This window comes from Mycobacterium sp., assembly GCF_032162105.1.
Taxonomy (GTDB): domain Bacteria; phylum Actinomycetota; class Actinomycetes; order Mycobacteriales; family Mycobacteriaceae; genus Mycobacterium.
Genome location: NZ_JAVRPS010000039.1, coordinates 1 through 5047, shown reverse-complemented (window position 1 = coordinate 5047; position 5047 = coordinate 1). Strand labels below are relative to the sequence as shown.

General features: G+C 63.8%; 7 protein-coding genes. 1 reads left to right on the top strand and 6 read right to left on the bottom strand.

The annotated features are described in order from the left end of the window. Window positions 1–14: 14 nt before the first annotated feature. Entirely contained in the window at window positions 15–317 is a 303-nt protein-coding gene (locus QOC69_RS01730) for a pyridoxamine 5'-phosphate oxidase family protein (protein WP_526435741.1), read from the bottom strand. Window positions 318–764: 447 nt separating this feature from the next. Here QOC69_RS01730 and QOC69_RS01725 point away from each other — a divergent pair, with 447 nt between their 5' ends. Further along, on the top strand, window positions 765–1127 hold the full coding sequence (locus tag QOC69_RS01725; protein WP_526435739.1) for a hypothetical protein: 363 nt from the start codon (window positions 765–767) through the stop codon (window positions 1125–1127). On the opposite strand, the gene QOC69_RS01720 is transcribed toward QOC69_RS01725, so the two are convergent. The 5 genes from QOC69_RS01720 to QOC69_RS01700 form a co-directional block, all read right to left on the bottom strand. Continuing rightward, complete coding sequence (locus tag QOC69_RS01720; protein ID WP_526435737.1) at window positions 1102–1848, bottom strand: SDR family NAD(P)-dependent oxidoreductase; 747 nt, start codon at window positions 1846–1848, stop codon at window positions 1102–1104. The two genes, QOC69_RS01725 and QOC69_RS01720, sit on opposite strands and share 26 nt — an antisense overlap. 168 nt (window positions 1849–2016) lie before the next feature. Further along, a complete protein-coding gene (locus QOC69_RS01715) occupies window positions 2017–2454 on the bottom strand; it encodes a nuclear transport factor 2 family protein (protein ID WP_526435735.1) in 438 nt (145 codons plus the stop codon). A 69-nt stretch (window positions 2455–2523) separates the two neighbouring features. Next, window positions 2524–3957, bottom strand: coding sequence for an NAD-dependent succinate-semialdehyde dehydrogenase (locus tag QOC69_RS01710; protein ID WP_526435733.1), 1434 nt, complete (start codon window positions 3955–3957; stop codon window positions 2524–2526). Between the two features lie 744 nt (window positions 3958–4701). Then, entirely contained in the window at window positions 4702–4767 is a 66-nt protein-coding gene (locus QOC69_RS01705; RefSeq protein WP_526435743.1) for a hypothetical protein, read from the bottom strand. Continuing rightward, window positions 4760–5047 (bottom strand): SDR family oxidoreductase (locus QOC69_RS01700; protein ID WP_526435731.1); only part of this gene is annotated, 288 nt, incomplete at its 5' end. The genes QOC69_RS01700 and QOC69_RS01705, both read right to left, overlap by 8 nt.

The window sequence follows — 5047 nt, the reverse complement described above, 5'->3', positions numbered from 1 at the left end:
GTTGTCCTGGACGGTCACGTCGGATCGAAACTGCTGATGAGCCAGCGGCCGTCAACCTTGGTCAAGCCGACCTTGACGCTGGAGGTCGAGTCGGTGGCGGTCGAAACGAAAACGGCCTCCACTCGCGGATCGCGCCGGATGTTGCGAACCTTCTGCGATTCTGACAGGTGGGCCGTGACCAACTCATCGTCGCCGTCGACAGTTTCGACTACATTCATCCAGACCAAACTTGCTTGCGCGCTGCCATCCCGATTAACCGTGACGAGCGTTGCCGGGTCGGCCTCGATCAGTTGCCGCGCAGCATCATTGAACCTCATACTCATCTCCACAGATATCTTTCCCTTGCCCCGTTTCGGACTGTCGCGGACCGCACGTCGACCTCCACAAGCATTGTCCTGCGGCCCGAACCGCTGTTAAAAGCTCCGGCCAAGGCACCTGTCGCGCAATTTCCAGATACACGACTGCCGCCAGGCCGAGGTCCTCCGCACCAGAACTAGCCAAACCGACAAGCCCTAACGCTGTCAGTGTGGTGCACTGCAACGTCGCGATCACTCACCCAAAAACATGACCCCGCCGCCTTCCTCAGTTGTGGCCTAACGCATCGACCCCGAGCTCGGCGGCGGCCTGAGAACGTTGACGTCGGCATACGAGAACCGTGGCGGCCACCGCTGAGGCCGTGTACCTCCGCGTCGCCGTGTTCTGCCGTGCTCTATCGCGCAGGCGGATCTGGACTCGTTGGCGGGACCTTCGGCCTGGATGCCGGATTGGACGGCGGCGAAAAATCTCGAGGGTTGCGGCAATGCCAAACCGGCGCCAAGAAGGCCGACAAGGCCAAGCGAGGCAAGAAGGCTCAAACGATCATGGACACCATGTGGGACGACCTCGATCAACAGACGGCAGAAGTCATGATCGAGGGACGAAAGACACCGGCCATGATCTGGGATTCGGCGTGGAAGGCCGGTGGCGGCGATGCTCTCGACGCCACCCCGGGACAGATCGACGCGAACCTGTTGCACGACTACTACACCAATCCGGAATTCGCGCCGTCTCTTCAGCTCGACCAGATCGGTCCGCCCGGCGAGAGGAATGACCTGGGCACGGTCACAGGGCTGTCTTGCCGCCGTTGACGGCGATGATCTGGCCGGTGATGAATCTGGCCCGGTCGGAGGTGAGGAACCCGATGACGTCGGCGATCTCGTCGACGTGGCCGAGGCGACCCATGGGCACGCCGGCGGCCAGGGCGGCGGTTGCGTCCGCTCCGCCGGCGAATGCGTCGAGGCCCGCGGTGGCCACCGGGCCGGGGGCGACCGCGTTGACGCGGATGCCTTCGGCTGCCACATCGAGGGCCGCGGACCGGGTGAACCCGTTGACCGCGTGCTTGCTGGCCACGTATAGGCCCGCATTGCGGCCGCCGCGTTCACCGAAGGTCGAGGAGAGGTTGACGATGCTGCCGTGTCTCTGCTCGATCATGACGCGCAGTTCGTGTTTCAGGGAGAACAGCAGGCCGCGGACATTGGTGTTGAAGACAGTGTCGTAGGCCTCCTCGGTTTGGGTCGCCAGAGGGCCGGTGCTGCCGGTGTAGCCAGCATTGTTGACTGCCGCGTCGAGCCTGCCGAATATCTTGACAGTGCCCTCGATCAGCGCGCGGACGTCGTCCTCGATGGTGACGTCGGCGTGGATGTACTCGGCCTTGCTACCCAGCCCCCGAAGTTCGGCGGCCAGGGCGTTGCCCTCCTCATCGCGGCGGCCGGAGACAACGACGGACGCGCCGTCGCGGGCGAATGCCGTCGCCGTCGCCCGTCCGATTCCGGCGAGGGCTCCGGTGATCAGAACTACGTGCTCACTCATGGGAAAACCTCTCGCCGAACATGGGTAGCTGGCTCACGGACTCGCTGCAAAAATGCTGTTCAGCGGTGTTACTCGCCGAGAACTTCCTCGGGTCATCCAGATCTCGGTAGTCGGGGAATGCCAGCTGGAAGCCAAGCTCCGAATAAACGTGGGCACGGAAGGCGTGCATCAAGTCGGATTCATCAGTCCGTGCGCGATGCCGACGCTGTCGAGCAGGTTCTGCGGCTCAAAGAAGATCACCAGCAGTGACCGGGCCTTTCCGTCGCGTACCGTCCAGTGCTCGGAGATCAACACCGTGTGAGGGGAATTGGCGATCCCTATCCGCACCAGTGCGCAGACCTGCTCACCGTCGGCGATCAGGGCCTCGTAGTCGAAGCTGCTGTAGTCCAGCATTCGGTCCAAGTGCGGTACTACTTCTGTGGTAAACGACTGCGCGTCATGGACTTTGCCGCCCAGTGGGACGTAATTAGGGGCGACCGCGGAGAAATCGCTGCCCAAGTAGTCGCGCAGGAACGGCGTCAAGTCGCCGGATTGTGAGTCGGAGTAGTACGCCTCGACGACAGCCTTGTTGGCGCGGCGCTGTTCGTCACTTTCTTCAGGTGTCATGCTGTGATGCCCCTCCTGTGTCGGGATAGTCCTGCGATGTCTTGAATCGTCGCTCTCTCAAGGTCTGCGCTAGCTCTCGCGGATGTACTTGGAGTGCATGAACGCCTCGACGCCTTCGACGCCGCTCTCCGATCCGTAGCCGCTGTCCTTCACTCCGCCAAACGGTGACTCTGCACCCATGATTTGAATGTCATTGATGCCGACCATGCCTGCCTCGATCGACTCGCCGGCAAGCCGCGCGGTGGCCAGCGACGTGGTGAACGCATAGGACGCCAACCCGAACGGCACCCGGTTGGCTAGTGTCAGGGCTTCCTCGACGGTATCGAAGGACACGATGGACGCTACCGGTCCAAACGGCTCTTCGTTCATGATGCGGCTCTGCTCAGGGTCCAGATTCGTCAACACCGTCGGCTCGAAGAAGTAGCCCGGTCCATCGAGGGGTTTGCCGCCCGTGAGTACTTGCCCGCCACGATCGACCGCGTCCTGAATCAGTTCCTCGACGGCTGGAATTCGGCGGGAATTGGCGACCGGACCCATCGATACCTCGGAGTCGAGCCCGTTGCCCACTCGTAGCGCGCGCGTCACTTCAACGAATTGGTCGGTGAATTCCGACAGCACCGCGTTGTGCACGATGAACCGTGTTGGTGCGATGCAGATTTGGCCCGCGTTGCGGAACTTGGCGGCGACGAGCATGCGCACCGCACGCGCGATGTCGGCGTCGGCGAACACCAACACCGGCGCATGCCCGCCCAACTCCATGGTCGCCGGAATGGTCCGCTTGGCGGCCTGGGCGGCGATGTCGCTTCCCACCGGCGTGGAGCCCGTGAACGTCACCTTGCGGATGGCCGACGACGCGACGAGCCGCTGCGTGATGGTTCGGGCATTGCCACACACCACCGACAGCACCCCCGGCGGCAGACCCGCGTCGAGTAGTGCGGAAGCCAGCGCGAAGGCCGTCGCGGGTGTCTCCTCGGAGGGCTTGAACACGACTGGACATCCAGCCGCCAGCGCAGCGGCGATCTTGCGCGCCGGAATGACGATCGGAAAGTTCCAGGGCGTCAAGGCAGCCACCGGCCCCAACGGCTCGCGTATCACGATACTGCGCCCGCCGGCCACCCGTGACGGGATGATCCGGCCGTACGTTCGACGTCCTTCCTCAGCCGCCCACTGCAACAGATCAGCGGCGACGAAAATCTCGCTGACCGATTCGGCGATTGCCTTGCCCTGCTCCATCGTCTGAATTCGGCCGATCTCGTCGGCCCGTTCACGGAGCAGACCGGCCGCACGGTTCAGGATCGCTCCGCGTTCCGCCGCTGGCGTGTTGCGCCACGCCGCAAAGCTTTCCGCTGCCGCCGCCAGGGCGTCGTCGACGTCGACGTCGGTGGCGACCGGAAGTTCGGCGAGCGTATCTGCGGTTGCGGGGTCGATCACTGGACGCGTCTCCCGGCCATTGCCGGCTCGCCATTCCCCTGCGATCAAGAGTTTGAGTTCTGGAAAATCCATGGGGATTCCGACCTTTCCGCGCCGCGACGGCACCTGATTGACGCTAGCCCGGACGCGACGGCCTTTGAAGGTTCGACCGTGGTGCCAACAGCACCACGTAGGCGGAACGACACGACGTGACAGGCGCGCCGGCGCGTCTCGGAGGGCCCCGCCACTGGCTATGGCTCGCGGGTACGTGGTCGCGCTTCGCCGACCGTGAAAAACGGCTACAGCACAATGCTTTCGGGACTGCGTCTGGGCTTGATGGTGACGGGCGAAAGACGAAGCGGGCCGCCCCGCACCGGCCATCCCCGCCTCGATTTCGTGGCAGTGAGTTCTCACCCGACCGGGGTCTCGATACTCCACCGGTGCCAGGAGAAGTCCTCCTCAACCCCCTTCGGTCCCGAAGATGCTGTCCTACAAGCCAGCTGGCGGTTTGCAGCAGACCTACCGTCGTGAAAGTCGCTGCGGGCGTCCGTTATGCGGCCTGTCGTGGCAGGTCGGTTCGGGACTACTGTGCTGTCTTGCCGCCGCTGTCGCGCATGATCTGCCCGTTGATGACGCTGACTCCGAGGACACATATGGGACGGCGTCGACGATCTCGCGGGGTTGTCCGGCCCACTGGAGAGGGATGTCGCGCAGGTTTGTCCGCCTTGTTCTCTTCGGCACCGGTGAGACGGTCGAGCATGGCGGTTTGCCCGGGGCCCGGAGCGATGGCGTTGACCCGGACACCTGTAGCGGCGCCGTCCGGCGCGGCTGCCGTGGTCAGCCGTCCACGGCGTGGTTGCTCGCGACGTACAGGGCCGAGTTGGGCGCCCCGCGTTCACCCATCGTCGAGGAGATGTTGACGATGCTCCCCCCGGCCCTGGCTGGTCATGACCCGCATCTCGTGTTTGATGCACAAGACGGGGGTGCCCAACACGTTGGTGTCGAAGGACGTCGCGTAGTCATCGGCAGTAACGTCGGTGATCGGGGCGCGCCGGCCTTCGGTGCCTGCGATGTTGACGGCCACGTCGAGTCTGCCGAACCGTTCGATGGTCGTCGAGATCAGTTGCTTGAGGTGATCTTCGAACCGCACATCGGTCAGCATGAATTCGGCCTCGGCGCCCGG

Coding starts and splice junctions, on each gene's coding strand:
- QOC69_RS01720 (WP_526435737.1), bottom strand. CDS start 1,848: ATGAGTGAGCACGTAGTTCTGATCACCGGAGCCCTCGCCGGAATCGGA.
- QOC69_RS01730 (WP_526435741.1), bottom strand. CDS start 317: ATGAGGTTCAATGATGCTGCGCGGCAACTGATCGAGGCCGACCCGGCA.
- QOC69_RS01715 (WP_526435735.1), bottom strand. CDS start 2,454: ATGACACCTGAAGAAAGTGACGAACAGCGCCGCGCCAACAAGGCTGTC.
- QOC69_RS01710 (WP_526435733.1), bottom strand. CDS start 3,957: ATGGATTTTCCAGAACTCAAACTCTTGATCGCAGGGGAATGGCGAGCC.